Here is a 26,295-nt window from a genome sequence, read left to right as displayed (position 1 = left end):
GGCCCTCACCCGCCACATACCCACCCGGAAACCCCCCCCGCTCGCCCCCGCGAGCAAGGGGAAGACGCACCCGAACAAGCTTTGTCAGGCGCAGAAGAAAAATGCCTGACACGTTGGCTCCAAGTGCATAACATCGGAGTATGGAGACAGACCCCGACGAGCAGCGGATCTCCATCAGAGACTTGCAGCGCAACGCCGCGGACGTGTTCGACCGAGCGAAGCAGGGTGAGAGTTTCACCGTCACCCGGAGAGGCATGGCGGTCGGCCGTGTCCTGCCTCCCGACGAGCGCGAGGCGGATCTGATGGATGTCGTCGAGCGCGGTCTGATCGACCTCGACGACCTCGACGGTCTGCCCGGCGCGAGCGAGGCCAAAGACATGGAGCGCGAGCCGTCCGACCCCGGTACCAGGCCCGCGACGGATGCACTGGCGGAGCTGAGGGCCGAGGAGGACCGTTGATGTTCGTCTACCTCGACACCTCGGCAGCGATCAAGCTGCTCAAGGACGAGGTCGAATCGCAAGCCTTGGTCGACTGGCTCGACGAGCACGGCACCGATCGCCAGATCACCAGCCACCTCACGCGCACCGAACTACCGCGGGCACTCCACGCAGCCGGCGTGGACCCCGGAACCATGGACCACGCTCAGGAGTGGCTCGGCCGGGCAGCACACGTACGGATGCCGGCCGAGACCTTCGATGCCGCCGGTGCGCTCGCTCCCGGGGCCCGGCTCCGGTCGCTCGACGCCCTGCACGTCGCGGCCGCGTCGGGGCTCGGATCCTTGGTCAGCGCCTTCGTCGCCTATGACAAGAGGCTCGTCGAGGCCGCAGAAGCAGCTGGCCTCACAGCCGTCTCCCCGTCACCCTGATCGACCGGCGTGCCCCGGACACGACGAAGGGGCGCCCCGACAGTTCGGGACGCCCCTCTCGCAGAGGTCGAACGGGGGTTACACGCCGTCCATGAGCGCGGGCAGCGCCGACTCGTAGGAGGCACGCAGGTCGGTCAGGGCGACCTCGACCGCGCCTTCGGCGTGGGACACCGCCAGGGTGTCGCCGCCGACCGTGCCGAGCTCCGTCACCGGGACCCCGTGCCGCTCGGCCAACTCACGCACCGCCGCGGCGTTCTCGGCGGTGGTCTCCACCAGCGCACGCGCCCCGGACTCGCTGAACAGCGCCGTGAACGCGTCCCCGTCCAGGTCCACCCGCGCGCCCTTGCCGCCGCGCAGCGCCGACTCGGCCAGCGCGACCGCCAGGCCGCCGTCCGACAGGTCGTGCGCCGACTCCGCCAGACCCTGCTCGGCGGCCTCGGCCAGGACCTCGGCCAGCGCGGCCTCCGCGGCCAGGTCCACGTGCGGCGGCAGCCCGCCCAGGTGGCCGTGCACGGTATCGGCCCACGCCGAACCGGAGAACTCCGGCCGGGTCGTACCCAGCAGCAGCACCGTCGCGTTGTCGGTCTCGAACCCGGACCGCAGCCGCTTGCGCACATCGTCGACCACACCCAGCACACCCACGACCGGGCTCGGGTTGATCGGCTTCTCACCGGTCTGGTTGTAGAAGCTGACGTTGCCGCCGGTCACCGGGGTGCCCAGTGTCCGGCACGCGTCGGCGAGCCCACGTGTGGACTCGGCGAACTGCCACATGACACCCGGGTCCTCGGGCGAGCCGAAGTTCAGGCAGTTGGTCACCGCCAGCGGCCGCGCACCGGTCACCGCCACGTTCCGGAACGCCTCCGCGTACGCCAGCTGCGTTCCCGCGTACGGGTCCAGGCGCGTGTGCCGACCGTTGCCGTCGGTCGCCAGCGCCACACCCCGGTAGGAGTCGTCGGAGACCCGGATCATCCCGGAGTCGTGCGGCGCCGACACCACCGTGTCCCCGCGCACGTAACTGTCGTACTGCTGGGTGACCCACGCCGGGTCGCCCACACCCGGTGCGCCCAGCACACGCAGCACCTGCTCGCGCAGCTCGGCGTCGTTCTCCGGGCGCGGGAGCTTGGCGGCGTCGTCGGCCTGGAGGGTGTCCTGCGATTCCGGCCGCGCGTAGGGGCGCTGGTAGACCGGGCCCTCGTCGGAGGCGGTCCGCGGAGGCATGTCCACGACCGTCTCCCCGTTCCAGGTCATCACCAGGCGGCCGCCGCGCTCGGCCTCCTCCTCGGACACGTCGGTGACCTCGCCGATCTCCGCGGCGAGGATGTTCCACTTCTCGCACACGGCCAGGAACGCGTCCATCTTCCCCGGCTCCACGATCGCCATCATGCGCTCCTGCGACTCACTCATGAGGATCTCCTCGGGGGTGAGCCGGTGGTCGCGCAGCGGGACGCGGTCCAGCTGGATGTTCATGCCGCCGGTGCCGCCCGCGGCGAGCTCCGTGGTCGCGCACGAGACACCCGCGGCGCCCAGGTCCTGGATCCCGACGACGAGGTCCTTGCCGAACAGCTCCAGGCTGCACTCGATGAGCAGCTTCTCCATGAACGGGTCGCCGACCTGCACGCTGGGCCGCTTGGTGTGCGACTCGTCGTCGAAGGTGGCGCTGGCCAGCACCGAAGCGCCGCCGATCCCGTCCGGTCCGGTCGTGGCGCCGAACAGCACGACCTTGTTGCCGGGGCCGGGCGCCTCGGCGAGCTTGATGTCCTCGTGCCGCATGACACCCACGCACAGGGCGTTGACCAGCGGGTTGTCGAGGTAGCCGGGGTCGAAGCCCAACTCACCGCCGATGTTGGGCAGCCCCAGGCAGTTGCCGTAGAAGGAGATCCCCGAGACGACGCCGGGCAGCACCCGCTTGGTGTCGTCGGCGTCGGCGGGCCCGAACCGCAGCGCGTCCATGACCGCGACCGGCCGCGCGCCCATCGTCAGGATGTCGCGCACGATGCCGCCCACACCGGTGGCCGCGCCCTGGTGCGGTTCCACGTACGAGGGGTGGTTGTGCGACTCGATCTTGAAGGTCACCGCACGCCCGTCGCCCACGTCGACCACGCCGGCGTTCTCGCCCATGCCCACGAGCAGGGCGTCGCTCTCCGGCGCCTTCTCCCCGAACTGGCGCAGGTGCACCTTCGAGGACTTGTAGGAGCAGTGCTCGCTCCACATCACCGAGTAGATGGCCAGCTCGGCCGCGGTGGGGCGGCGGCCCAGGATCTCGCGGACCCGCGCGTACTCGTCGTCGGCCATGCCGAGCTCGGCGTAGGGCTGCGGCGTGTCCGGGTGGCCGAGAGCCGCGGAGACGGTGTCGAGACCGGGTACTTCAGACATGCGTCGTTCCGTTCGGGGTGTGCGGTTGTGGAGCGGGCCGTGCCGCCCCCGGCCGCGGGCGGGAAGGGCGCCCCGGCCCGGGGTGACGCGCGGATCAGTTGGCGGGCGGGTTCGCGTTGCCGACCATCAGGACGGCGACGGCGCCCTCGGAGTCGTGCTCGGTGGCGTCGGCGACCATGACCTCGCCGTCGGTCATGATCGTCTCGCTCAGGGGGACGTCGTCCGGCTCCTCGGCGCCCTCGGGCAGGAGCTGGCCCCAGTTCTGCTCCAGCAGGCCGTCGTAGACCGCCTCGACCGCCTCGTCGGAGCTGACGTCGGCGTCCTCGTCGGTGGTCATGACCGACACGAGCCGGATGCACTCGGCCGGGGTGCACTCGACGTCGTCGTCCTCGGAGGAGTACTCCAACCCGCTCGGCGCCTGGCCGAGCACGCCGGCCTCCGGGGCCTCCAACGGGTCGGGGCCGCCCTCGCCGCCGCCCTGACCGCCTTGCCCCTGGCCGGGGTCCTGCTCGGTCTGCGCGACGGTGGACATCGACTGCACGAGTCCGATCCCCCCGGAGACCACGAGTCCGACGATGACCACCGCGGCGAGGATGAACATCGTTCTTCGGGAGCGCAGCAGCGCCATCATTGGAAGGATCGTCCCCCAGATCGTTCGTGTGCGCGCCGGGCTAGGCCGGCGCGGGTGTGCGGGAGCCCAGGTGGGTGAGGATCGAGGCGAAGAACCCGAGCCCGTCGGTGGAGGGGCCGGTCAGCGCCTCGACGGCGTGCTCGGGGTGCGGCATGAGCCCCACGACGTTCCCGTGCTCGTTGGTGACACCGGCGATACCGCGGTAGGAACCGTTCGGGTCCTCGCCGACGTAACGGGCCAGGACCCGCCCCTCGGCCTCCAGGCGGTCGAGGGTCTCCTCGTCGGCGACGTAGCACCCCTCGCCGCTCTTGAGCACCACGAGGATCTCCTGGCCCTCGGTGTAACCGTTGGTCCAGGCGGTGCGGGTGTTCTCCACACGCAGTACCTGGTCGCGGTTGACGAACCGCAGGGAGGCGTTGCGGGTCAGCGCTCCGGGCAGCAGGTGGCTCTCGGCCAGGATCTGGAACCCGTTGCAGATGCCCAGCACCGGCAGCGCGCCCGACCGTGCGGCGGGCACGAGCTCGCCCATCAGCGGGGCGAATCGGGCGATGGCGCCGCAGCGCAGGTAGTCGCCGTAGGAGAAACCGCCGGGCAGGACGACCGCGTCCACGCCCTTGAGGTCGGCGTCGCCGTGCCACAGCGGGACGGGGTCGGCCCCCGCCAGCGCGACGGCACGCGCCGCGTCCTTGTCGTCGAGGGAGCCTGGGAAGGTGACGACGCCCACGCGGGCTGTCATGTGCACACTCCGGAAAAGTCGTTCGGCGAGGAGATCGGTCCGGCTCGGGAGGCTCCCCGTGGGGCCTCCCCGCCCCCGTCACGCGGCGGACGGTGCCTTCGGTTGCAGCGTACCCGTTCGCCTGTGCTCGGGTACGACGAAGTCCCCTCCGGGAGCACCCTGGCCTGTGTGATCATCCCAAGGCCGGGGCCCGGAAGGGGCGCCGGGGTGTGCTTCTCGACGAGCGCTCGGCGGCCACCGTGGTGTGCACCACAGATGCCCGCCGACCGGTGGGGACGGCGGCCGCCCGGGCGTCAGAGGAGCGCGTAACGGGTGGAGCGCTCGGGCGGCGGGGAGTCCAGGGGCCGGTCACACGCGGTGCGCCGTTTGCGCAGAGCGACCATCGTGCGCGGCTCGTCCTGGAAGGCGACCTCGTCCATGAGGTAGCGCATCAGAACGATGCCCCTCCCCGATTCTGCTTCCGGACTCGGGAGGGGCACGGGGTCGTTGGCGAAACGTTCGGCCAGATGGGCCTCGTCCGGCGCCCGCCCTGTGTGGGAGATCCGGACCTCGCACCATCTGGGCCCCAGCTCGGCCTCCACGGTGTAGTCGGGGGCGGGGCCGCCGTGTTCGACGGCGTTGGCGCCGGCCTCGGACACCGCCAGGAGGATGTCGTCGACGCATTCGCGGCACAGGCCGCCGCGGCTGAGGAGGGTGTCGAGGATGTCGCGTACAACGGCCACGGTGTACGCCTGTCGGGGGAGCGTGATCGAGAAACCGGCGTCCATAAGTCCACCTCTCGTGCTCCTGGTCGGTCAGGTGCTCGACACGTATGGAGACGTTCCCGACCCCTGGTGAGTAAAACGAACGGCCGTGCCCTGCAGGGCACGGCCGTCCGGTGTCGGACACACCCGGCACTCGTGACGCTCCGGTCCCGGTTCGGGAGGGTTTCGGACCGGCCCGCGGGGGCGGTGGGTCCGTCCGGTGCGCAGTGCCGGCGCATATCAGGAGGCGGGGCGGACCTCGAACTCCTCGATGACGGTGTTGGCGAGCAGGGTCTCGGCCATGCGGCGCACCTCGGCGACGGCGGCGTCGTCGAGCTCACCGTCGATCTCGACCTCGAAACGCTTGCCCTGGCGGACCTCCTTGAGGCCCTCGAACCCGAGCCGGGAGCCGGCCGCTGCGATGGCCTGCCCCTGGGGGTCCAGGATCTCCGGCTTGAGCATGACGTCCACAACGACGCGGGCCATGGGTCCTCCACAGGAAAAAAGTCGACGGGTGTGCCCCTGAGATCCGCCGGGCATCACGGGGACCTCGGAAGGGGGCGACGCCAGCGTACGGCACGGGGGTCCGGCGACGGGCACCCGAGAGGGGGCTCTGACCAGGCTGTGGCCAGGCGGCGCGCCGGGCATTTACCTCCGATGGAGGTGACTTCTAGGGCCCAGTGACCCGTCTCACGGTCATTGGTGTCATCATTGGAGGCGTCGGGTGGCGTCTAACAGGGTGGAAGAGATCGTCCGCGGTCGTCCTGAGGGGGAATCTTGACGACTATCGAATTGGACCAGACTCCCAAGACCGGTGAGGCCCGCGACGGGCGCGCCGAGCAGCAGGAACAGACGCTCGACTTCGCCACCGCGGTCACACCGTTCGCCGACCAGCTCTACCCCACGGCCCTGCGGATGACCCGCAACCCGGCCGACGCAGAAGACCTCGTCCAGGAGACGTTCGCCAAGGCCTTCGCCAATTTCCACCAGTTCCGCGCCGGTACGAACCTGCGCGCGTGGCTGTACCGCATCCTCACCAACACCTTCATCAACGGCTACCGCAAGAAGCAGCGCGAGCCGCGCCAGGAGACCACCGACGAGATCAAGGACTGGCAACTGGCCGCCGCGGAGGCGCACACCTCGAAGGGGATGCGCTCGGCCGAGACCGAGGTGCTGGACCACCTGCCCGACAGCGACATCAAGCAGGCCCTGGCCCGGTTGCCGCTGGACTTCCAGGAGGTCATCTACCTCGTCGACATCGAGGGTTACGCCTACAAGGAGGTCGCCGAGCGGATGGACACCCCGCTGGGCACCGTGATGTCGCGACTGCACCGGGCCCGCCGCCAGCTGCGCGAGATGCTCGCCGACTACGGGCGCGAGCGCGGTATGCGCGTCCCCGCGCAGTGACGCGCCCCCGACGGTGATCCGCCACCGAGCGTGATGGGAGCGCTCCGTGGCCGTCGTGTCTCCGACAAGCGACCACAAAGTTGTCGGAAGACCTTGTACATGCTAGGAAGCCCTGCTAACGAGCCCCTCGAAGGTTCTTGGATCATGGTGACCGGACGGAAAAGGTGACGTCCGGGTCTTGCGCTCTCCGTAGTGAGTTCTGTCACGATATGGGGAGGGCTGTCCGCTGTGCCCACACCCCGGGTGAGCGGACCGTGATCCGGCCGATCGGCGTCACCCGCGCGAATTCGGCCCCGAGAACCCGAGGAGCGACGTGTCGGACACCACCGCGCACGAAGAACCGGAGCTCATCCAGCTCCTGACACCCGAAGGTGAGCTCACGGGCCACCCCGACTACCCCCTGGAGATCAGCGCGGAGGAGATCCGCGCGCTCTACCGGGACCTGGTCCTGGTCCGCCGCGTCGACAGCGAGGCGGTCTCACTCCAACGCCAGGGCGAACTGGGCCTGTGGGCCTCACTGCTCGGCCAGGAGGCCGCCCAGATCGGCTCCGGCCGCGCTCTCACCGAACGCGACATGGCGTTCCCGTCCTACCGCGAACACGGTGTCGCCTGGTGCCGCGGCATCGAACCCAAGGAACTGCTCGGCATGTTCCGCGGTGTCACCAACGGCGGGTGGGACCCCCACGAACACGGACTGCACCTCTACACCATCGTCATCGGCAGCCAGGCCCTGCACGCCACCGGCTACGCCATGGGCCTCCAACGCGACGGCGCCGTCGGCGAGGACGGCAGCGCCGTCATCACCTACTTCGGCGACGGGGCCACCAGCCAGGGCGACACCAACGAGGCCTTCAACTTCGCCTCCGTCAACAACGCGCCCGTCGTCTTCTTCTGCCAGAACAACCAGTGGGCGATCTCCGAGCCCCTGGAACGGCAGTCCCGCATCCCGATCTACCGCCGTGCCGCCGGCTACGGGTTCCCCGGCGTACGCGTGGACGGCAACGACGTCCTGGCCTGCCTGGCCGTGACCCGCGCCGCGCTCGCCAACGCCCGTGAGGGCAACGGCCCCACCCTGGTGGAGGCCTACACCTACCGGATGGGCGCCCACACCACCAACGACGACCCCACCCGCTACCGCGCCTCCGCCGAGCTCGACGAGTGGAAGGCCAAGGACCCGATCCTGCGGGTCCGCCGCCACCTCGAGACGGCCGGGCTGGCCGACGACGCGTTCTTCGCCTCCGTGGACGAGGAGGCCGAGCAGATCGGTGAGCAGGTGCGCACCCAGTGCCGCGCGCTGCCCGACCCCGAGCCGCTCGAGATCTTCGACGAGGTCTACGCCGAACCCAACGTCCACATCGATCAGCAGCGGTCCGAGTTCGCGGAGTACCTGGCCTCCTTCGAGGACGCCAGTACGGAAGGGGGCCGCTAGGCCATGAGCAACAAACTCACCATCGGCAAGGGCATCAACGCCGGCCTGCGAGCCGCCATGGAACACGACCCGAAGGTCCTGGTCATGGGCGAGGACGTCGGCCGGCTCGGCGGGGTCTTCCGTGTCACCGACGGCCTGTACAAGGACTTCGGCGCCGACCGTGTCATCGACACCCCGCTGGCGGAGTCCGGCATCGTCGGCACCGCCATCGGCATGGCCATGCGCGGCTACCGCCCGGTCGTGGAGATCCAGTTCGACGGGTTCTTCTTCCCCGCGACGAACCAGACCTTCACCCAGCTCGCGAAGATGCGCCGCCGCTCGGCCGGCAAGCTCAGCATGCCCGTCGTCATCCGCATCCCCTACGGCGGCGGGATCGGCGCCGTGGAGCACCACAGCGAGTCCCCGGAGGCCTACTTCACGCACACCGCCGGCCTGCGGGTCATGACGGTGGCCACCCCGGAGGACGCCTACTGGGGCATCCAGCAGGCGATCCGCTGCGAGGACCCGGTCATCTTCTTCGAACCCAAGCGGCGGTACTACGAGAAGGCCGAGGTCGACCTCGACGTCGCCTACGAGGACGCCACCCCGATGGGTGCGGCCCGCATCGCCCGCCCGGGCACCGACGCGACCCTGCTCGCCTACGGGCCCATGGTCAAGACCGCCCTGCAGGCAGCCGAGGCCGACACCGAACGGTCGCTGGAGGTCATCGACCTGCGTTCGCTCTCGCCCGTCGACTACCCGACGGTCGTGGAGTCGGTGAAGCGCACCGGCCGCCTGGTCGTCACCCACGAGGCCACCCTCACCGGCGGCCCGGGAGCGGAGCTCGCCGCACGTGTCACCGAGGAGTGCTTCTACCACCTGGAATCGCCCGTCATCCGCGTCGCCGCGTTCGACACCCCGTATCCGCAGTCGCGTCTGGAGGAGCACTACCTTCCGGATCTTGACCGCGTTCTGGACGGTGTGGACCGGGCGTTCGCGTACTAGGGCCTGCTCGGCGGACACCGATTTCCTGCTGCGCGACGCCCCAGCGGCACTCTCACAGCGTTCTCATCAGTCAACGGCACACCCGGCCGACTCCTTCTTCGGCCTTGTGAGAGCACCACTGGATACGCCGCTCGCGACGGAAGGCGTCCACCGAACAGGCCCGCCACCGCGACTCCAGGAACAGGGGAAGAAAGAGAACATGGCGATTCAGAAGAGCGACCCCGCCGTCGACGGCGTGCACGCGTTCAAACTGCCCGACGTCGGCGAGGGCCTGGTCGAGGCCGAACTGCTCACCTGGTACGTGAAACCCGGCGACGAGATCACCGTCAACCAGATGATCTGCGAGATCGAGACGGCCAAGGCGGTCGTGGAGCTGCCCAGCCCCTACGCGGGCACCGTCAAGGAGCTCAGGGCCCAGGAGGGCGAGACCGTCGAGGTCGGCTCGGTCATCATCACCGTCGACGACGGCACCGGCTCCGGCGAATCCGGTGAAGAGGCGCAGGACGGCGGTACGGCCACGCCCGCCGAGGCCCCGGCCCCCGCCGACGACGGTGAGGAGCGGGAGAAACCGCTGGTCGGCTACGGGGAGAAGGCGGCGAGCACCCAGCGCCGCGCCCGCCGCCGTCCGGCCCCCTCCGCGCCTGCTGCCGCTCCCGCGCCCGCGCCTGCGCAGGAGCCCGCACAGGCCGCCGCGCCTGCTGGTGCCGCGGCGCAGAACGGGAGCAACGGGATCCCCGCCCAGGGGCGCCCGCTGGCCAAACCCCCGGTGCGCAAGCTCGCCAAGGACCTCGGTGTGGACCTGGCGTCGGTCACCCCCACGGGGAACGGCGGCGTCGTCACCCGCGAGGACGTGCGTGCGGCGGTCGAGCCCGCCCCCGCAGCGGCCGCACCGGAGACCGCAGCACCCGCCGCACAGGCTCCCCAGGCCGCGCCGGCCGCAGGGGACCGCAGCGCCCGCGAGCGCCGCATCCCCGTCAAGGGCGTGCGCAAGCACACCGCCGCGGCCATGGTCAACAGCGCCTTCACCGCACCGCACGTCACCGAGTTCCTGCAGATCGACATCACCGGGACGATGAACGCGGTCAAACGGCTGCGCGAGCGCCCCGACTTCGCCGACGTCAAGGTCTCGCCGATGCTGCTGGTGGCCAAGGCCCTGCTCATGGCGGTGCGCCGGCACCCCGAGATCAACTCCTCCTGGGACGAGGCCAACCAGGAGATCGTGATCAAGGACTACGTGAACCTGGGCATCGCGGCCGCCACCGACCGCGGCCTGGTCGTGCCCAACATCAAGGAGGCACAGGACCAGCCCCTGCCCGAGCTCGCCGCGTCCCTCAAGGGGCTCACCGAGACGGCGCGGGAAGGCAAGACCAGCCCGGCCGACCTGTCCGGCGGCACCATCACCATCACCAACGTCGGGGTGTTCGGGGTCGACGCCGGGACCCCGATCATCAACCCCGGCGAGGCGGCGATCCTCGCGTTCGGGCAGATCCGCGACATGCCGTGGGTGCACGAGGGCGAACTGGCCGTGCGCAAGGTGACCACCCTGGCGCTCTCCTTCGACCACCGGCTCGTCGACGGCGAACTCGGCTCGAAGGTGCTGCGCGACATCGGCACCGCCCTGGAGGACCCGGAGCTGACCGCTCTGGCCTGGGGCTGACCCGGCGCAGGGAACCCGGAACGAGTGAGGGCCCGGACACCACCGACCGGTGGCGTCCGGGCCCTTCCCGCGAGGCGGGCCCGTCCCCCAAAGGGGGAGGGGGACAGGCCCTTGACGGGATTCTGCCCTCTGGCGGGCCGACCACACCTGAACCGCCGCACCTGCCCGGGATCCGCGCGCCTCGCGGTGGCCGGAACCGGACCGAACCCCGACCGGAACGGGGGCGACCGGAACCGAACCCCCGGCAGCGGAGTCCTACCGCGCATCAGGACGATCGCGAGGAAGGCCCCACATGTCCCCCGAAGACCCCCGAACCGCCCGCCCCCTGGTGGTGGCCGCCGCTGTCCTTGCCGCGGCCACGGCGCTGACCAGCTGCGGCGTGGTCCGTGACCTCACCGGGGACCGGGAGCGCCCCGACGCCGAGAACGCCGCCGAGACCGTCGAGGAACCCCGCGAGGAGGAGGTCGAGGCCGACTTCCCCTACACCCGCGAGGGCCCGATCTTCCTCGACACCGGCCAGGACGTGCCGACCACCTTCTCCATCACCGGCCTGGAACGCACCGAAGAGCACATGGTGCTGCACTACGAGACGACGATCCGCGCGCCCCTGACCGGGAACAACACCACCCTCGGGCTGCCGCCGATCCTCGTCGACCCCGTCAGCGGCGCGACCGCCGGCCCGCTGCTCGACGGCAGCGACGTGCCCTACGGTTCCGTGCCCCCGCGCACCGACGACATGTTCCCCGTCGAGACCGACGCGACCAACGTGCAGCGCCTCTACTTCCCGCGCTTCGCCGACGACGTCACCGAACTGACCTACGTCGGCAGCGGCCTCGGCGCCATGACCGGTATCCCCGTCCAGGACGTCGACGAGGAACAGCCCGACCCCGAGGACCCCAACGGCGCCGAGATGACCGGTAGCCCCGGCGACCCCGTCCCAGAGGCGGGCGACGTGCTCGAGTTCGACAACCGCCGCCCCGACGGCGAGCAGGTGGAGTTCACCGGCGGCCTGGAGAGCTTCGTCGACTCCGAGACCACCTCGACCACCCGCGACGGCGACAAGGAGACCGTCGCCCTCAAGGCCGATGTGATGTTCGAGTTCGACGAGGCCGAGCTCACCGACGAGGCCGAGGAGATCGTGCGCGAGGCCGCCTCCTCCGTCGCCAACAACATCGACCCCGAACAGCGCGAGATCACCGTCATCGGCCACACCGACGGCAAGGGCACCGACGACTACAACGAGACCCTGTCGGAGGAGCGCGCCGAGACCGTGCGCGACGTGCTCGAGGAGGAGCTCGGCGACGACCACGACTTCGAGCTCGAGGGACGCGGCGCCGACGAACCCGTCGCCGAGGAGGGCGGATCCGACGACGAGGAGGCGCGCGCCCGCAACCGCCGCGTCGAGTTCGAGTACCCCGTCGACACCGCCGACATCGACGGCCAGTCCGCCGAACGCGACGAGGGCGTGCTCGGCTCCAGCGACCGCAACGTGTTCCCGCCCGCCGACTTCGTCGAGGAGGCCGACGCCGAGGTCGTGGCCACCGAGACCTACGAGGACATCGAGCTCGAGGTCCACCCGCTGGTGCGCGACGGCGGCTACGTCATCAGCACCGTGTCCCTCACCAACACCAGCGACGACCCCGTCACCCCCGACCTGACCGGCGACGACGGCGTGCTCCCGGGTGCGCCCGCGGACTTCACCGACGGGACCCTGGGCGGGTTCCAGCTCCTGGAGCCCGACAGCGACCTGGCCCGGTACATCACCTACTTCCAGTTCGGCGAGGACGACATGGGCCCGTTCGCCGACGAGGTGCACGAGATGCAGCCGGGCAACACCTACCAGCTCATCGCCGTCTTCTCCGCCCCGCCGGCCGAGGTCACCGACATGACCCTGCGCGCCGGCCCGTTCGGCGAGATCGAGGGTGTGCCCTTCAACAACTAGAGACGGAAACTCGGGCCCGTCCTCCCGGGGGCGGGCCCGACGCACGCGCGGGGGCTCACCCCAGGAGCAACGTCACCCCGAGCAGCACCGGAACCGTCAGGAACGTCGTCACCAGCACGACCTCCCGCACCATCACCTCGGACGTGCGGTACATCGTCGCGTAGTTGAAGACGTTCTGCGCCGTCGGCAGCGCCGCCAGCACCACCACCGAGAACAGGTCCGCGCCCTCGAGGCCGAACACCAACGCACCCAGCGCCCACGCCACCGCCGGCTGCACCAGCGACTTCAACGCCACGGCCAGGAACATCGGGCCCTTCTCCGGACCGCGCCCCGGCATCCGGCTCCCGTTCAGCGACATCCCGAACGCCAACAGCATCGACGGGACCGCCATCCCACCGACCAGTTCGAACGGCTCCATCAACGGCCCCGGCGGGGTCCACCCCGACGCCGACACCGCCACACCCGCCAGCGACCCGATGAGGATCGGGTTGCGCACCGGCGTGCCCAACGACCGCCGTATCACCGGCCCCAGGCCGCGCACCTCGCCCCGGTTCAGGTCCAGCACCGTCAACGCCACCGGCGCCAGCACCAGCAGCTGCAGCAACAGGATCGGCGCCACCAGCGTCGCGTCGCCCAACACGTACGCCGCCACCGGCAACCCCAGGTTCCCGGCGTTGACGTAACTCGACGCGAGCGTGCCCGCCGTCGTGGGGCCCACGCCCCAGCGCCGCACCAGGCCCACCACCAGGAACACCGACGCGACCGCGAACACGCTCAGCAGGCTCACCACGACCGGGCCCGACACCATCAGGGACAGATCGGTGTCGGCCAACAGGGTGAACAGCAGCGCCGGGCTCGCCACGTAGAACGCGAGCCTGCCGAGCACCTCCCGCGCGTGCGGCCCCAGCACCGGCCATCGCCCGATCAGGTACCCCACCGCCACGATGCTCGCGATGACCCCGAACCCCACGATGACCCCGGACAAGAGCCGCCCCCGTCGTTTGCACGTGCCAACAGCGGGAGCACGCTATCCGACACGCGCCCGCGCCGACACGGCCCGGGTCACACAACGGGGGGTGGACCAGGGAGCAAGGCCGGGGGCGGGACTCTTGAGCTCTCGCTGCTCACGCTGAGGCTGGGGAGGGATCAGGACAGGGCATCTTCGATTTGGGGTTCGAGATCGAGGGTGAGTTCGGGTGTTTCATATGCTCGATAACTCTGGGGCTCGGCCTCTGCTCCACCAGAATCCCACTGGAGAAAAGGGGAGTCTGCGCGAGAAAAATCAACATCCGGGTCGCTCAAGAGCAATTTTGCGCCTTGCATGGACATGTGCGGATGGAGGTCGGAGATTCCTCCGACGATGAGTACTTCCGGATATTCATCTCGATTCAGCAGGGGTTCAGAAAAGTATTCTTGGGTGTTGTGACCTTGGAACAGTGGTGGGTGGTGATAGTCGGCCTCGGCGTTCATCCGGGCGTGCGCCAGAGCGTAGGGGACGGAGTTCCCGCTCTTCATGAGTTCGGTGACAACGTCCTCAGGGCTGTCCGGGACGACCGCTGGACTCATGAAGCCGACCTGTGTGGGTTCGGCGTCAGGGTCGACGTCCTCCCAAACCATGCGCCAGAGTTCGTCGGTTCCCCCGCTCGTCCCTTCTGATGCCGACCAGCTGTCCTGGTGGGAGACCACCTGCGACTCTTTGCCGGTCTCGGGGGCATTGCAGCGCAACGAGATGATGAAACTTCGCGGGGCAGGCGTGATGTCCGCTGACCCGCTGGGCTCGCTCGGTTCCGGGCACAATTCGTCGGTGGAGAGGGCCCAGGTGCTCCGGCCGAGCGGCTCTTCAATGTGGCCTAGGGCGTAGGAACTGAGCATGTGCCCGGACTGTTGCAGTACGGCGGCGGAGTTCAAGTGGAGCTCGTCTCCGGTGCTGAAGGTGTTACCCAACCGGGCGCCTCCCTCGATCTCGCCCGTATGACTGTCCAACAGGGTGACGGAGTGGTCTTCTTCACCGATCTGGCCTTGTGTCAAGGCGATGGACTCGTTGGCATTGTCAACAGGAAGGACTTCGACGTCCGTGACGGGATCGTGGTCGAGGTAGCGCCATTGTTCGGGCCAGTGGCCGTCCCGCTGATCGGCCCATTGCTCCCCGCTGAGCGCGACGACGCCGTTGTCCAGGACCAGGAGTGCACCGTGGGCGGTACCGAGGGCGTCGGTGACGGGCTCGCCGTCCATGTGGGTGTGGAGTTCGGCGATCTCGTCGAGTTCGGCCTGAGAGATGGCCATGCTGAGCGCGTCGGGGTTGGTGCGGTGGTCGTCCGGGCCGGGTTCGGGCCACAGGAACCACGCGGCCGACAGGGCGAGCACAATCAAGCCGGCGCCGGTGGCGACGAGCCGGGTGCGGGGAATTCGTTTCAACGCGTTCATGTCGTTTCCGAGACGGGGAGCGTTTCGGCCGGTTTCAGGCGAGCCCAGTGAGCGGGGCGATGCCGGAGGGGCTGTCGCTGGTGTATTGCACGGCGACGATCGCGCCCGGCGTGGGGACGAAATGTTCACCCGGGCCTTGGCTAGATTTTAGGCCGGGAAGGGGGATAGTCGCGGCATTCGGACTGGCTTCGTTTGCGCCGAAGAATAGGGTAGAAAGGTTTTTCGAGTCTCCTGAAGAGTCGCATGTGCTGCGGCACCCGAACGCTAGAATCCCTTGCTCGAGGGGTATGTAAGAGAATCCCCCTGAATAGGAAAAGTCACCAAGAAAATCGTGCTCCGGTCGGCTCTGAAGGTCATGACTCCCGGGGTCTAGGATGATTTCCTCCCCATCTTGTTCTCCGGTGGAGGGGTCTACTGTTGTCACAGGAACTGAATCATCATCTTGGCTAGAGTACCTAGAATAATACAGGTACTCAGTTCCGAAGTAGAAAAGTTTCTGCCCTTCAAGTTGAGTGGTGATGATTTCACCCGTAGAGGTGTCGATGATTGATTCCCCAGTCGGAGCTGAGGCTATAGCCTTCCTCCCGTCGATAGACAGCGTGAATCTCGTGTCGACGTAGGGGCGATCTTTTTGGTTTCGTATAGGCGTCAGGGTGAGGTCGACGGATTCGGGCCAGGCAGGCTCACCTGTGCGTGTGTCCAGGGCTGTGAGTTGGCCTGGTGCCTTCTCGGGCAGTTCGTCCGGGTCATGGTCCAGAGCGTCACGTATTTCATCGGTGGGGCATGAGAGGGGGAGCAGGTAGGTGTCGACTGTGGTGCCGATGACGGGGCCGTCGAATCTGCGGTTGTCGCTGTGGTGTGTGAGTTCGCAGTTGTCGGGCGGGTTGTAGGTCCAGGCGGTTTGGCCGTCGTTGATGGAGCGTGCGCGGAGTCCGTCCTGGTGGGGTTCGAGCCAGGTGTCGCCGGCGAGGTTCTGCAGGTCGGATAGGGGGTCTTCGTCGGTGTAGGTGTAGCGGTCCTGCAGTTCTCCGGTTCGGGAGTCGATGACGGCGACCTCGGTCTCGAAGGGTCCGCCGGTGGCCCCGCCGCTCGCGCTGCCGTGCTCTTCGGTGGCGGGTTCGCCTTCGGCCTGGGCGATGAGTGTGTGTTCGCCTCCGGGGGTGGTGCCGGTCTCGATGCGTGTGCCGTCGCGTTCGGTGAGGGCGTAGTTCCAGAGCTCGTCGCCGGTGGAGCCGGATAGTGCGATGGCCCCGGTGTCGGTGAGGACGAGGGGGCCGGCGGGGCCCGGGTGGACGCGCTCGACGATGGTTTCCTCGTCGGGTTCCCATTGCCAGGCGACCTCGTCCACGGAGGTGGGGACGGGTTCAATGGTGGGGTCGTCGTCGTGCACGGTGTGGTCGCGGCCCAGGGGGAGTACCACGATCAACGCGGTCACGACGAGAACTGCCGCGCCCATGGAGCCGAGCACGAGCACCGGTCTTCTACTCATTTTTGCCTTCACAACCACTGCGGGGGAACGCGGCCCGGGCGTGCATGCCCCGGGCCGAGGGCGATACAACCACGCGCGCTACCAGCCTGGGTCGGCGGGCCCTCGGGACCGCGGAGCGCGCGCAACAAAGGACCGGCGCCCCACGGCACCGGCCCATCGACGGAAACTGGGCGCTCAGTCCTCGAAGACGGCCTCTTCCTCGGCCCGCTGCACCTCGAGCTTCTTGCGCCGCCGCGCCTCACGCACCGACACCGCCACGATGCGCGTGACCGCCACCGCCGTGATCGCCGCCAGCGGCAGCGCGAGCCTGGTCGCCGGCTGGCGGATCGCACGGAACTCCGCGCCCTCACCGTTCAGCACGATGAACCCCGACGGCCGGGCCCGAGTCACGCCGACCCCGCCCGCGCCGTCGCCGCCGAGCATCATCGCGCGGCTCACCCCGCCGCCCATGGAACCGAAGAACCCGACCCGGGCCACGGGGATCACCGTGGTTCCACCCGAGGACACCGGTTCGCCGAACACCGTCGACGCCCGCGCGGTCTCGCGGACCCCGTCGACGAGGCGGCCGAGGACGGACAACGTGGGGCTGGTCTGGTCGGACATGGGCGATCCTTTCGGGAAGCACGGTCGGCCGATGTCACGCTATAGCCGCAACCGACCGCCGGGAGGGCCCTGCGCCCGGTGTGTCCGTTACCGGTCAGTCGCCCGATCCGCCCGAGGAACCGGATCCGCCGCTGCCGGAGCCTCCGGACCCGGAATCGTCGGAGCCCGAGCCCCCGCCACCCGAACCGGAGCTGTCGTCCTCGTCCTCCTCGCCGTCAGCGGCGTCCTCGTCCTCTTCTTCCTCGCGCTCTTCTTCGGCCTCTTCCTCCGCCTGACGCTCGGCCTCGGCGCGGTCGGCCGCACGGGTCGTGCAGACCTCGTCCGCGGGAGCGGCGGTTCCGTCGACCGCGATCACGGTGAAGCAGTATTCGGAGTTCGGAACCTCGGTGTTGACCTGCGTCGTCACAGCCCCGGGACCGGTACGGGCCAGCGTCGACGGGTCATGGTCCTGCTGTCCGCCCAGCACGAAGTAGGAAGCGGTCCCACCGCTGTTGTCCGACCAGTTGAGGGTCACCGAGTTCCCGTTGTCGTCGAGCACGACCTCGGTCGGTTCGTCGATGGCCGGAGGGGGTGAGGGTTCGACCGGCACGGGGTCTTCGGTGTTTTCCTGGTCCGCCGCTTCTTCTTCGGTCGGTTCCGCCACGGAGGCCAGCGCCGACCCGTCGATGTCCGGCTGCGCGGCCATCACGATTCCGACCGCGCCGGTGAAGAGCAGCACCCCGCTCGCGGCGACCGCGATGTTCAGATGCTTGCGCCACCGGGGCTCTTCGTCGAGGTCGTTCCAGACAGGGTCATCCTGGCGAGCGTCAGCCTGTCCGGGCCCACCACCTGGCAGTCGTGTACCCGAGTCACCGCTCCACCCTTCGAGCGCCTTCCACTGCGCAGGGACCGGACCGATGGTCGAAGTAGATGAGGATGTGGCTACCGAGGCCTCGACCGCGTCGTCGGCCCTCAGCTCGGGGCCATCATCCGTCGTTGTGTTCGGCCTCGCGTCGGACCAGCCGACGGTCTCGTTGTGCCTGACCGTGGCAGGGGCATGGTCCGGCCTGGGCTCCGGCGGCGCTTCACGAGCCGGTGTCTTCTCGGATGACTCGGGCTCGGGGAACCGTTCCCGCTGTTCACGTCGGGAAACCGGGCCTGGTCCCTGCTCCACTTGCTGCTCGGGCACAGGGGCAGGAGGCACTACCGGTGATGGGGGAGCTTCGGACGGACGCGTGCTCAAGGAAACCGGCGAACCACCGGTGCCCGTCGTCCCTGTGCGAGCGCGCTCCAACGCGTGCGCGAACTCCCCGGCGTTCTGGTAGCGGTCCTCCGGGGCCTTGGCCATGGCCCGGGTGAGGATTCGTGAGAGTACTCGTGAAACGTCCTGGTGGTCCACGCGTGGGGCGTCCATGGACGCAACACGTTCCATGTAGGCCGCGTTGTCCAGAGGGGCGCCGTTCTCCCTGGAGAAGGGTGTTCGCCCCATCAGCATGGTCCACAGGGTGGAAGCTAGGCGGTACACGTCCGACGACGGCACGAGGCGCTCGCCCCGGAACGCTTCAGGTGGAGCGTGCAGGAAGCTTTCGGTGCTGCGTACCGGAACCCCGTCGTCGCCGGCGCGGATCACCGCCGAGAACCCTGTCAGCAGGCTGGTGCTGCCGGCCAGGATGTTCTCCGGGGCCACAGCGTTGTGCAGCAGCCCCTTGCTGTGCAGGTTCGCAAGGGCCGCCCCCACGCTCCGCCCGACGGCAACGGTCTGCCGGAGGGAGCTCGGACCGTTGCGGCCGAGCACCTGCCCGAGTGAGCCGTCCGGGTACAGGGGGAGGACGAGGAACTCGTGACCCATGGTGGTCCGCCCCGCATCCATCAGGGGGACCACGCCCGGGGCGTCCGCGAGGGTACGGAGCGTGCTGATCTCTCGACGGGCACGTTCAGGTTTGGCGATGACCTTGACAGCGGCGTCGATACCGCTCGTCTCCCGAACCGCAGCGAAGATTTGAGTGGCGTCACTTCTGTGCAACGAACGAATAACTCGGTATCCGGGCGCCCAGGTGCCGTTCGTCCGATTGCTCGGTGAATGATCTAGGTCCATCGAACCACCAGCGGATATCCGTTCATGGAACTGTCATGAGGAGACGTGAACAATTCGACGGCTTCCGTCGGTTCTTGCCCTTCCACATCAGACTGGTACCAGGTCGAGTCCGCCTGCAGGAGAACTGATTCCCGGTCTTCGTCGGGAACGTATTGTTCCAGGTGACCCTCTTCTTCCGGCAGGAGAGGGTGGCTCGTGTGTCCTCCCTCGCCGTCGGAGGGAGCGATGAATCGCGCCCCACCGGAATCTTCGCCCTCGGGGCGCACGATGACACTCTCGCCACCCCAGACAGGGGCCGTGTCGAGGTTCTGCCACTGCTCACTCTCCGCAGTGAGCGTGGCATTGATCACGTGCTCCCCCGTCTGGCGCACCACGAGCGATTCCCCGCCCTCCATGGGTGCCGGCTCGGTCTGGACCTGCTCACGGACGTGAAGGGTCCCTGCCGGGGTCAGGGTCCAATCGCTCGGGCGGCCGTTCTCACCCGCCGGGAGTACCTGTTCCTCGCGCGGACTGCCCTCTTCCCCCAGAGGGGCGGACATGACCTGGGGCGTCTCGGCCTCTCCGCCGTCCTGCGGCATCGAAGCGAACCAGACGCGGTCATCGTGGATGACCGGTTGCCCGGCCAGGCCCTCGCCCTCGGCCGGGAGGCTCGTGGACGGCTCGTAGAACTCGTTGCCGTCATCGTCCTCGGTCAGCGTGGCCAGGTTGACGGCGGGGGAATCCGTGGCCACGTAGGCGAAGTGCTGCCAGTCTTCGGAGAACTGCCCGTGAACGGCCAGGTCGGGGGAGTGCGGGTCCACGGAGCCGTCCGGCAGCTCCACGGTGTGCTCGACCTCCGCCGTCTCGGGGTCGTGGAAGACCAGGAACTGGTCCTCCTCGGGGTCTCCTCCCTCATAGCCCCGATGGACCAGAGCCAACCCTTCGAAGGACGAGTCGTCCTGGTCCTCGTCGTTGCTGCTGCCCGAACCGGCCCCCGACGTCGAGGAGCACGCGGTGAGCGTCAGGCATGCGAGGACAGGGCAGAGGAGCTGCGCTCGGGCTCCGGGGGACATCGTCCGTCCTTCCACTGATGCAACGTGCACGGACCTGAGAGCGGGATGGGGCCGATCAGGCCTTTGGTCCCATCGAGGGAACTCATGGTCCGGGGGAATGGCAGTCGCCCACGGTGAACCACCGTTCACGGAAACTCCGGTCGCTCACCTCGTGTTCTAACCGCACTCCCCAGTGTGGTGGTACCGGGCGGTGGGTTTGGTGACCGTCAGTGTCCGGATGCGGCCACCATGCACGGTATCACTGGGTTGTACCATCGACTGGCTGCAAGGTCAGATGGTTGTTCACAACAGGTTGTTCGCAACTACCGACAACCTGACTCTGGCCGAATCGTCAATGACCGTACCGACAGAAAGAAAGCAGCCTCATTGGGTGGGTACAGTCGTGTCACGGTTTCCGGCCCCGAACGCTGGGCGGACCTCGCACTTCCTGACACGGTCCCGGTTGCCGCGCTCATGCCGCGGGTTCTCGAGGCCTGTGTTCCAGAAAAGGAGGGCAACGAGGCAGCCGGCTGGTCGCTGACCACGGCACAGGAGGAAGCGCTCCCCCTGGAGGGCTCCCTCAGCGCCGCAGGGGTGGCCGACGGGGACGTTCTGACGCTCAAACGTGAGGTGGCGGCCGCCAGACCCCATTTCGTCGATGACGTCAGAGGAGCGGTCGAGGACCGCGTCGACGACTCGTCAGGTTTTTGGACCCACTCGACCACGTTCGGGTTCGGGCTGTTGCTGTCCTCGTTGCTGCCTCTCCTGGTCCTCATGACCATGAGCTGGCTCGAACCGTCGGTGGCCTACACGGCCATCGCAGCGGTGGGTCTGATCATGGTGCTGCCATTGGTGGTGGTGGCCCGTCGGCGGAGCATGCACACCGTTGCGCATCTACTGTCGGCAAGTACGGCCCTGTGGGGAGCTGTCGCAGGCGCACTCACCGTGTTCTTCGTGACCGGTTCCTTCCAACTGCAGAACCTCGTGCTGTTCGGTCTGGTCGGGGCTCTGGTCGCGGCAGCGGTCGCTTGGACCCTCGACGAAGCCGGCCTCCCCACCCTCACGGCGCTTGCTTTCATCTGCTTGGCCGGCGGCGTCCTCATGGCAGGGGCCTTTTTCCTCGACATCCAACAGGGAGCGCGGGTGCTGTCCCTCGCCATGGTCCTGTGTGTCGGAGGGCTGCCACGCGTGGCCCTGGTGATGGGTGGTCTCTCCGCCCTGGACTATCGCGTGGTGAACACCGGCGGTGTCCCTACCGAACGCTTCGAGGAGACGCTGGAGACGAGCGACAGACTGCTCCTTGGGGTCGTTCTCGGGGCTGCCGCCGCCGGAACCGCGACCGTTCCGATCCTGCTGTGGTTCGCCGAAGGACCGGCGGACCGATTGCTCGCTCTGGCGATCTCGGTGCTCCTCATCCTTCGCTCGCGACTGTTCGCCCGTGTCCGGCACGTCCTCGCTCTGCGTCTGGGAGGCGTACTCGGTCTCGCACTGTGCCTGATCGAAGTGACGCAGGTGTTCCCTTCTTTGACGGCATGGGCGCCCGCCTTCGCCCTGTTGGCCGGCGCAGTGGTCGCCTCACTGAGCTGGATCAAGCTGGGTGATGTGGCACAGGCGTCTCTCAGCAGGGTCCTCAACTGGGTCGAGATCGTCGTTGTCGTAGGAGCTTTCGCCTCCGCCGCTTGGGGCGCGGGGGTCTTCGACCTCGTCTCCGAGATGACCTCTTGACGTCCCGCCCTTCCCCGGCCCGTGCTGTGAGGACGGGCTTCCCCCGATGAGCTACGCACAGGAGTAACCGAAGTGTCGGTCAAGCTGCTGGAACGGCCCGCACGCCAGGTCCCCGATGACCCGGGTGAGGATCCCCTGGTCATCGCGTCCCCGCCGCAGTTGCCCGACAACCCGCCCTCCGGGGCGTCATCGGCGATGATCATCATGCCGATCATCACGGGCTCCGGCTCACTGATGATGTCCATCACCCTCGGCCACAGGCCGCTCATGGCCGCGGTCGGCGCCATCGTGATGCTCGCGAGCGTGGTGGTCGGGATCATCATGTTCGTCTCCCAGCACAACGGGCCGCGGCGGCAGATCAGGGACCAGCGCGAGCGCTACATCGACTACCTGGACCAGCTCCGCGACAAGGTCCGGGATGTGGCCGCCACCCAACGCGCCGGAAACCTCTTCAAGTACCCGGCCCCGCACCTGCTCACGGACACTGCCAGGCTCCCGGCCCGGCGGTGGGAACGCCGTTCTTCCGACCCGGACTTCCTCCACGTACGTGTCGGGGAAGGCACCCGGCCCTTGGCGCGGCGGCTGACCCTGAAGGTCGACAAGTCCTCTCCGCTGGTGGTCTACGACCCCATCTGTGAGGGGATGGCCCAACAACTGGTCGACCTGTACGCGCAGGTCCCGGAGGAACCTCTGGTGGTTCCGCTTCGTGATATCGGGGTCCTGTCCATCAGCGGGGACCGTGCACAGACCCGGGACCTGGCCAGGTCGATGGTGGCCCAGATCGCCACATTCTCCGCAGCCGAGGACGTCTGTGTGGGTGTGGTGCGGAACGAACGCCTGGTCGACGAGTGGGACTGGACGAAATGGCTCCCCCACAACTCGACCGAGGGGTTCGACGACGAACCGACCGACGGCCCCCTGCCTGCCCGGCTCGTCACCAAGAACACCGTCCAGATGCAGGACATGCTCGAGGCGGAGATCGAGAAGCGCACCGTCGACATGCAGCGTCGCCGCGGTGCTGCCCCGGGGCCTGGGACCCAGCGGATCGTGGTCGTGGTGGACGGCGAGTACCAGTCCACCCTCGCCGGCCTCGCTGCCGAGCCCCCCGTGGAGAGCCTGGCCCAGATCGGTATCCACGTGATCCTGCTCGTCGGGGACCAGCGTGAGGAACCCGAGGTGGTCAACATGCGGTTGACGGTCTCGGAGGATCGTGTCCAGGAGGACACGGACAAGCCCGTGCGGAGCCCGAGGTCGAGGGAGAAAGCCACGCCGGTCGAAGGGCGTCCGGATTCGCTGAGCGTGGCGCGTATGACCGTGCTCGCACGCATCCTCGCGCCCTACCGGCTCTCGGCCGCTGACAGCGCAGACACGTTGTACGCCAGTGTGGACCTGCCCGAGATCATCGGGGTCCCCGACGTCGCCCAACTGGACGTACGGAGTACGTGGAAGCCCCGGAACAGCGGCGACTTCCTCCGAGTACCGATCGGTGTAGGGCCCTCCAACAACCTCGTACTGCTCGACCTCAAGGAATCGGCCTTCGGCGGGATGGGGCCCCACGGCTTGGTGGTGGGCGCGACCGGCTCCGGTAAGTCCGAGATGCTGCGGACCCTGGTGACATCCCTGGTCGTCGCGCATCCGCCTGAGCGCCTGGCGATGCTGTTGGTGGACTTCAAGGGCGGCGCGACTTTCGCCGACACCGACAGGCTCCCGCACAGCGCCGGCATCATCACCAACCTGGCCGATGACGAGAGCATGGTGGCCCGGTTCAGGGAAGCCATGTACGGCGAGCTCAGCCGCCGCCAGCAGGTCCTGAAGGAAGCCGGGAACCTGCCGAACGTGCATGCCTACGAGGAGCTGCGCGCCGACGGTCGCGAGGACCTCGAACCCCTGCCGCACCTGCTGGTGATCATCGACGAGTTCTCAGAGCTCCTGACCGCGCATCCGGACTTCGCGGAACTCTTCCTGGCCATCGGCCGGATCGGCCGGTCCATCGGGGTGCACCTGATGCTGGCCACCCAGAAGCTGGAATCGGGCAAGATCAAGGGCCTCGAGAGCCACTTGTCGTTCCGGATCAGCCTGAGGACCTTCTCCGAGCAGGAGAGCCGCGAGGCCATCGGTGTGGGGGACGCGTATCACCTTCCCCCGGAACCCGGTTCCGGGTACCTGAAGGTCGACACCTCCGTCTTCGAGCGGTTCAAGGCCGCCATGGTCTCCTCCCCTTACACACCACCCGACGAGAACGTCGAACAGGAAGACCCTGTTCTGCCACTCATCTCCTACAACGGTGTCGCCAACGCCGACCCGACCGCCCTGACCGAGCGCATCAAGGAGTTCTTCGACTCGCGGGCTGGAAGCAAGGGGCAGAACCCCAAGGCCAAGAGCGTGCTCCAGGTCGCCGTCGACCGGATCGTCGAGTCGGGCGCTGAACAGGTGCGGCCGGTCTGGCTTCCGCCTCTGGAGACCGCCCTCCCCTTGGACACGGTGCTGGACTGGAACGGTTCTCAGACCGGCGCGAACGACGAGGTGGTCGAACCTCCGCCCGAAGAGCTGAAGGCCCAGGTCGGTATCAAGGACCTGCCGAGGGAACAAGCCCAGGAAACGGCCGAGCTGGACTTCACGGGTGCCGGCGGCAACATGATCGTGCTCGGCGGTCCTCGGTCAGGCAAGTCTCTGTTCCTCCGGACGCTCATCGCCTCGCTGGCTTGGCGTTACCCGCCCGGTCGTGTGGCCGTCTACGCCATCGACTTCGGTGGTGGCGGTCTCTCAGTCATGGAGGACCTGCCGCATGTCGCGGGTGTCGCAGGACGGGCCGACCCCGAGAAGGTGCGCCGGGTCATGACCGATGTGCGCACCCAGCTGGACCGCCGGGAGCGCGTTTTCCGACGGTACAAACTGGAGTCCCCGGAGGCACTGCGGCGTGCTCGCGCGGAAGGCAAGATCCCGAACAACGTGCCGGGCGACGTGTTCCTGATGATCGACGGCTGGTCGCAGGTGCGCGAACTGCTCGGAGATACCGACGACGAGCTCCTGGACATCCTGAACCGGGGTTCGGCCCTCGGAGTGCACACCCTCGTCACGGGGACCCACGGCAACCAGGTTCGGTCCAAACTCCAGTCCCTCTTCGGGGCGAGGTTGGAGTTCCGACTGACCGAACCCAACAACTCCGGAATCGATCGGCACGCAGCCCGGGACATGCCCAAGGACCTTCCCGGCAGGGCTCTGATGGAAGACCTCAGCCTGAGCCAAGTGGCCCTCCCGCGGCTTGATGGCACAGCGAGCCTCGAGAGCCTGTCCGACGGGCACAAGGCCTTGGTGGAGCGCATCCGGGAACGGTGGCCCGAGGGTGCGGTGTCCGAGGTGAGGACTCTGCCGAATGAGGTGAAACTGGAGGAGGTGCTCCGAGGGGGCAGGCCTTCGAAGAACATGGATCTTGTTCTGGGCCTCGGAGAACAGGAGCTGGCTCCTGCGCTCCTCCGTGCGGAGAAGGACCCCCACCTGGTGGTCTTCGGGGATCCGGAGACAGGGAAATCGACCCTGTTGCGGGGGCTCATCAAACAGCTGGCCAAACGCCCGGCCAAGAAGGTCGGCGTGATTATGGTCGACTACCGCAGGACACACCTGGGACTGTTGCAGGACGAAAGATCGCTCGCGTACTGCACGACGCCCGATCACACCAAGGCGATCGCTTCACAGCTCGCTGAACAGCTGAAGGAGCGGATCCCCGGACCCGATGTCACGCCCAAGCAGCTCAGGGCGCGGAGCTGGTGGCAGGGGCGCGAGATCTTCATGATCGTCGACGACCTCGACATGCTGGGGAGCCGACAAGCCAACCCCCTCCTGCCCCTGGTGCCCTTGATTCCTCAGGGGAGAGACTTGGGCTTCCACCTGATCGTCGCTCGGCGGACAGGTGGTTCGGGGCGAGCGATGTTCGAGCCCCCTCTTCAGACCCTCAACGACATGGCGAGTACCGCTGTCATGTTCTCCGGTGACCGTAGGGAAGGCCGCCTGGCCAACGGCGTCGCGTCGCGTCAACTGCAACCGGGGCGTGCGCTTCTGGTTCGACGCGGAACGCCGGCGGAACAGCTCCAAGCCCCGTGGAGTGAACCGCCGGCCTGAGCGATATCCGGGGATCGCTCAGGACCATGAAGGAAAAACTAGTGTTACTCGATTTTTCCTTCATGG

20 protein-coding genes are annotated in these 26,295 nt (G+C 68.2%); 9 read left to right on the top strand and 11 right to left on the bottom strand.

Annotation, left to right across the window (positions count from 1 at the left end):
- Positions 1-140: 140 nt before the first annotated feature.
- Together IDM40_RS19920 and IDM40_RS19915 are read left to right on the top strand one after the other, a co-directional pair.
- Positions 141-458 carry a type II toxin-antitoxin system Phd/YefM family antitoxin gene (locus IDM40_RS19920; RefSeq protein ID WP_193123544.1) on the top strand — a complete coding sequence of 106 codons (318 nt, stop codon included), beginning with the start codon at positions 141-143 and terminating at the stop codon, positions 456-458.
- Positions 458-865: a type II toxin-antitoxin system VapC family toxin gene (locus IDM40_RS19915; RefSeq protein ID WP_193123543.1), complete on the top strand. Its 408-nt coding sequence runs from the start codon at positions 458-460 to the stop codon at positions 863-865. Before IDM40_RS19920 ends, IDM40_RS19915 begins: the two co-directional genes overlap by 1 nt.
- Before the next feature lie 78 nt (positions 866-943).
- On the opposite strand, the gene purL is transcribed toward IDM40_RS19915, so the two are convergent.
- The 5 genes from purL to purS form a co-directional block, all read right to left on the bottom strand.
- The gene (gene purL / locus IDM40_RS19910; protein ID WP_193123542.1) at positions 944-3,238 is read right to left on the bottom strand and encodes a phosphoribosylformylglycinamidine synthase subunit PurL; all 2,295 of its coding nucleotides are present in this window, start codon (positions 3,236-3,238) and stop codon (positions 944-946) included.
- Positions 3,239-3,332: 94 nt separating this feature from the next.
- Positions 3,333-3,866, bottom strand: a complete 534-nt coding sequence (locus tag IDM40_RS19905) for a hypothetical protein (protein WP_328807076.1) — start codon at positions 3,864-3,866, stop codon at positions 3,333-3,335.
- Positions 3,867-3,909: 43 nt separating this feature from the next.
- Entirely contained in the window at positions 3,910-4,605 is a 696-nt protein-coding gene (gene purQ / locus IDM40_RS19900; RefSeq protein ID WP_193123540.1) for a phosphoribosylformylglycinamidine synthase subunit PurQ, read from the bottom strand.
- 293 nt (positions 4,606-4,898) lie between these two features.
- Positions 4,899-5,372: an ATP-binding protein gene (locus IDM40_RS19895; RefSeq protein WP_193123539.1), complete on the bottom strand. Its 474-nt coding sequence runs from the start codon at positions 5,370-5,372 to the stop codon at positions 4,899-4,901.
- A gap of 216 nt (positions 5,373-5,588) precedes the next feature.
- The gene (purS, locus tag IDM40_RS19890) at positions 5,589-5,834 is read right to left on the bottom strand and encodes a phosphoribosylformylglycinamidine synthase subunit PurS (protein WP_193123538.1); all 246 of its coding nucleotides are present in this window, start codon (positions 5,832-5,834) and stop codon (positions 5,589-5,591) included.
- Between the two features lie 291 nt (positions 5,835-6,125).
- Here purS and IDM40_RS19885 point away from each other — a divergent pair, with 291 nt between their 5' ends.
- The 5 genes from IDM40_RS19885 to IDM40_RS19865 all read left to right on the top strand — a co-directional run bounded on the left by IDM40_RS19885 (position 6,126) and on the right by IDM40_RS19865 (position 12,767).
- Positions 6,126-6,755 (top strand): sigma-70 family RNA polymerase sigma factor, encoded by a 630-nt coding sequence (locus IDM40_RS19885; protein WP_407940023.1) that lies wholly within the window; start codon positions 6,126-6,128, stop codon positions 6,753-6,755.
- A 313-nt stretch (positions 6,756-7,068) separates the two neighbouring features.
- On the top strand, positions 7,069-8,184 hold the full coding sequence (pdhA, locus tag IDM40_RS19880) for a pyruvate dehydrogenase (acetyl-transferring) E1 component subunit alpha (protein ID WP_193123537.1): 1,116 nt from the start codon (positions 7,069-7,071) through the stop codon (positions 8,182-8,184).
- 3 nt (positions 8,185-8,187) lie between these two features.
- Positions 8,188-9,168, top strand: a complete 981-nt coding sequence (locus IDM40_RS19875) for an alpha-ketoacid dehydrogenase subunit beta (RefSeq protein WP_193123536.1) — start codon at positions 8,188-8,190, stop codon at positions 9,166-9,168.
- A gap of 199 nt (positions 9,169-9,367) precedes the next feature.
- Positions 9,368-10,825, top strand: a complete 1,458-nt coding sequence (locus IDM40_RS19870) for a dihydrolipoamide acetyltransferase family protein (RefSeq protein WP_193123535.1) — start codon at positions 9,368-9,370, stop codon at positions 10,823-10,825.
- Positions 10,826-11,117: 292 nt separating this feature from the next.
- On the top strand, positions 11,118-12,767 hold the full coding sequence (locus IDM40_RS19865; RefSeq protein WP_193123534.1) for an OmpA family protein: 1,650 nt from the start codon (positions 11,118-11,120) through the stop codon (positions 12,765-12,767).
- A 55-nt stretch (positions 12,768-12,822) separates the two neighbouring features.
- Here IDM40_RS19865 and IDM40_RS19860 read toward each other — a convergent pair whose 3' ends face one another.
- The 6 genes from IDM40_RS19860 to IDM40_RS19835 all read right to left on the bottom strand — a co-directional run bounded on the left by IDM40_RS19860 (position 12,823) and on the right by IDM40_RS19835 (position 20,409).
- A complete protein-coding gene (locus tag IDM40_RS19860; protein ID WP_193123533.1) occupies positions 12,823-13,752 on the bottom strand; it encodes an AEC family transporter in 930 nt (309 codons plus the stop codon).
- A 161-nt stretch (positions 13,753-13,913) separates the two neighbouring features.
- Positions 13,914-15,191 (bottom strand): hypothetical protein, encoded by a 1,278-nt coding sequence (locus IDM40_RS19855; protein WP_193123532.1) that lies wholly within the window; start codon positions 15,189-15,191, stop codon positions 13,914-13,916.
- 34 nt (positions 15,192-15,225) lie between these two features.
- Complete coding sequence (locus tag IDM40_RS19850; RefSeq protein WP_193123531.1) at positions 15,226-16,698, bottom strand: hypothetical protein; 1,473 nt, start codon at positions 16,696-16,698, stop codon at positions 15,226-15,228.
- Positions 16,699-16,854: 156 nt separating this feature from the next.
- Complete coding sequence (locus IDM40_RS19845; RefSeq protein ID WP_193123530.1) at positions 16,855-17,283, bottom strand: GerW family sporulation protein; 429 nt, start codon at positions 17,281-17,283, stop codon at positions 16,855-16,857.
- 94 nt (positions 17,284-17,377) lie between these two features.
- The gene (locus tag IDM40_RS19840; protein WP_235997768.1) at positions 17,378-19,357 is read right to left on the bottom strand and encodes a serine/threonine protein kinase; all 1,980 of its coding nucleotides are present in this window, start codon (positions 19,355-19,357) and stop codon (positions 17,378-17,380) included.
- Entirely contained in the window at positions 19,348-20,409 is a 1,062-nt protein-coding gene (locus IDM40_RS19835; RefSeq protein ID WP_193123528.1) for a hypothetical protein, read from the bottom strand. Before IDM40_RS19835 ends, IDM40_RS19840 begins: the two co-directional genes overlap by 10 nt.
- A 228-nt stretch (positions 20,410-20,637) precedes the next feature.
- Between IDM40_RS19835 and eccD the strand changes: the two genes are divergently transcribed.
- Complete coding sequence (eccD, locus tag IDM40_RS19830) at positions 20,638-22,113, top strand: type VII secretion integral membrane protein EccD (protein ID WP_193123527.1); 1,476 nt, start codon at positions 20,638-20,640, stop codon at positions 22,111-22,113.
- Between the two features lie 141 nt (positions 22,114-22,254).
- Positions 22,255-26,229, top strand: coding sequence for a type VII secretion protein EccCa (gene eccCa / locus IDM40_RS19825; protein ID WP_407940024.1), 3,975 nt, complete (start codon positions 22,255-22,257; stop codon positions 26,227-26,229).
- Positions 26,230-26,295 lie beyond the last annotated feature (66 nt).

It is taken from the genome of Nocardiopsis coralli (genome assembly GCF_014892575.1).
Taxonomy (GTDB): domain Bacteria; phylum Actinomycetota; class Actinomycetes; order Streptosporangiales; family Streptosporangiaceae; genus Nocardiopsis; species Nocardiopsis coralli.
This window is presented reverse-complemented; position numbering and strand designations above follow the sequence as displayed.

Bases quoted from the DNA above. Each gene is read 5' to 3' on its own strand.
- IDM40_RS19835 (WP_193123528.1), bottom strand. From the start codon at position 20,409: ATGTCCCCCGGAGCCCGAGCGCAGCTCCTCTGCCCTGTCCTCGCATGC.
- IDM40_RS19895 (WP_193123539.1), bottom strand. From the start codon at position 5,372: ATGGACGCCGGTTTCTCGATCACGCTCCCCCGACAGGCGTACACCGTG.
- purS (WP_193123538.1), bottom strand. From the start codon at position 5,834: ATGGCCCGCGTCGTTGTGGACGTCATGCTCAAGCCGGAGATCCTGGAC.
- purL (WP_193123542.1), bottom strand. From the start codon at position 3,238: ATGTCTGAAGTACCCGGTCTCGACACCGTCTCCGCGGCTCTCGGCCAC.
- eccD (WP_193123527.1), top strand. From the start codon at position 20,638: ATGCACGGTATCACTGGGTTGTACCATCGACTGGCTGCAAGGTCAGAT.
- IDM40_RS19915 (WP_193123543.1), top strand. From the start codon at position 458: ATGTTCGTCTACCTCGACACCTCGGCAGCGATCAAGCTGCTCAAGGAC.
- IDM40_RS19845 (WP_193123530.1), bottom strand. From the start codon at position 17,283: ATGTCCGACCAGACCAGCCCCACGTTGTCCGTCCTCGGCCGCCTCGTC.
- IDM40_RS19855 (WP_193123532.1), bottom strand. From the start codon at position 15,191: ATGAACGCGTTGAAACGAATTCCCCGCACCCGGCTCGTCGCCACCGGC.
- IDM40_RS19840 (WP_235997768.1), bottom strand. From the start codon at position 19,357: ATGGACCTAGATCATTCACCGAGCAATCGGACGAACGGCACCTGGGCG.
- IDM40_RS19870 (WP_193123535.1), top strand. From the start codon at position 9,368: ATGGCGATTCAGAAGAGCGACCCCGCCGTCGACGGCGTGCACGCGTTC.
- IDM40_RS19905 (WP_328807076.1), bottom strand. From the start codon at position 3,866: ATGGCGCTGCTGCGCTCCCGAAGAACGATGTTCATCCTCGCCGCGGTG.
- IDM40_RS19865 (WP_193123534.1), top strand. From the start codon at position 11,118: ATGTCCCCCGAAGACCCCCGAACCGCCCGCCCCCTGGTGGTGGCCGCC.
- IDM40_RS19875 (WP_193123536.1), top strand. From the start codon at position 8,188: ATGAGCAACAAACTCACCATCGGCAAGGGCATCAACGCCGGCCTGCGA.
- purQ (WP_193123540.1), bottom strand. From the start codon at position 4,605: ATGACAGCCCGCGTGGGCGTCGTCACCTTCCCAGGCTCCCTCGACGAC.
- IDM40_RS19920 (WP_193123544.1), top strand. From the start codon at position 141: ATGGAGACAGACCCCGACGAGCAGCGGATCTCCATCAGAGACTTGCAG.